The 1513-nt window shown below is 66.3% G+C and carries 1 protein-coding gene and 2 pseudogenes; 2 read left to right on the top strand and 1 reads right to left on the bottom strand.

The genetic code is table 11. The features are described from left to right. A pseudogene (locus JCM19049_RS13875) lies at nucleotides 1-867 on the top strand (glutathione S-transferase C-terminal domain-containing protein); the annotation flags it as partial. A 208-nt stretch (nucleotides 868-1075) separates the two neighbouring features. Here the strand turns inward: JCM19049_RS13875 and JCM19049_RS23610 are convergent. Continuing rightward, nucleotides 1076-1132: pseudogene (locus JCM19049_RS23610) on the bottom strand (hypothetical protein); the annotation flags it as partial. Nucleotide 1133: 1 nt separating this feature from the next. On the opposite strand from JCM19049_RS23610, the gene JCM19049_RS21060 reads away from it, so the two are divergent. Beyond that, nucleotides 1134-1316, top strand: coding sequence for a hypothetical protein (locus JCM19049_RS21060; protein ID WP_279403245.1), 183 nt, complete (start codon nucleotides 1134-1136; stop codon nucleotides 1314-1316). Nucleotides 1317-1513 lie beyond the last annotated feature (197 nt).

Raw genomic sequence — 1513 nt, 5'->3', positions numbered from 1 at the left:
CCCTGATCGTGCGCCGGCTGATGGGCCTGGAAGACGCGATCTCGGTCGGCATGCCCGGGCCCACCCACGACGCCCGCAGCTGGTCCTTCGACCTGGATCCCGATGGCCGCGACCCGGTGCTGGGCACCGAGCGGCTGCAGGAAAACTACCTCAAGCGCTTCGCCGACTACCCGCGGGGCATCACCGTGCCGGCGCTTGTGGACATCCCCACCGGCGGCGTGGTCACCAACGACTACCCCCAGATCACCTGGGACTTCTCCACCCAGTGGAAGCAGTTCCACCGCGAAGGGCCCCGAACCTGTTCCCGCGTGAGCAGCTGGAGGAAATGCTGCCGCTGATCAAGCTGATCTTCACCGAGGTGAACAACGGGGTCTATCGGGCCGGATTTGCCGGGAACCAGCAGGCCTATGAGGATGCCTACGACCGCCTGTTCGCGGCCCTGGACCAGCTCGAGGAGCGCCTGGAAACCCGCCGCTATCTGATGGGGACTACATTACCGAGGCGGATGTGCGCCTGTTCGTGACCCTGGTGCGCTTCGACGCCGTCTACCACGGACACTTCAAGTCCAACCGCAACAAGCTCACCGAGATGCCCAATCTGTGGGGCTACGCGCGGGACCTGTTCCAGACCCCGGGGTTCGGAGACACCATCGACTTCGTGCAGATCAAGCAGCACTACTACATCGTGCACGAGGACGTGAACCCGACCCAGATCGTGCCCAAGGGCCCGGACCTGTCCGTGTGGCTTGAACCCCATGGGCGCGAGTCGCTGGCCAACGGTCCCCAGTTCCTGGACGGCACCGCACCGGATCCGGTGCGGGAGGAGGAGCGGGTTCCGGCCGGGCACAACCCGCTCTACCCGGCCTAGTCCGAGACCCCCAGCCGGTAGTGGCCCTACGCGGCCAATGCCGCTGGTTGGGGTGCCAGACCCAGTTGCGCCGGTATCTTTGCTCCGGATCCTGCTGCGGACTTTGCAGCACATAGGGAACCCCGTTGACCACGCGGATTTTCAGGAAACCGGCGTGGAAGGCCAGGTGGCAGGACTTGCACAGCAGGCATCCATTGTCCACGCTGGTTTTCCCACCCAGCACCCAGGGCTGGCAGTGGTTCACCTCGCACCGGTGAGCCGGCATCGTGCAACCGGGATTGATGCATCCGCGGTCTCGGGCCACCACCGAGCGGGTCTGCCCGATGGTGAAGAGTCTTCGTCGTCGTCCCAGGTCCAGCACTTCGCCGGCCCCGCCCAGGATTCCCGGGATGATTCCGCCGATGGAGGCGCTGCAGCGCAGTTCGCTGGCGCTGATCCGCTGGCCGTGACTGGTTAGCCCCGCCGCGTCCGTCATTCCGCGCAGTGCGTCGTATTCGATGGTGACCAGCAGGTCGACCATCGAGGGCAGCACCAGACCCGAGCCGTTGGGCGCCGCGATGGAGGTTGGCTCCCCGGGACCACGCGGCGTGGCGGTGGCCGGACGGGCGCTGAACAGGGACTGGCGCACGATGTCCAGGACCGTGCG

The organism is Arthrobacter sp. JCM 19049, assembly GCF_001310435.1.
The sequence above is the reverse complement of the archived record's forward strand: the minus strand, read 5'-3'. Positions and strand labels throughout refer to the sequence as shown.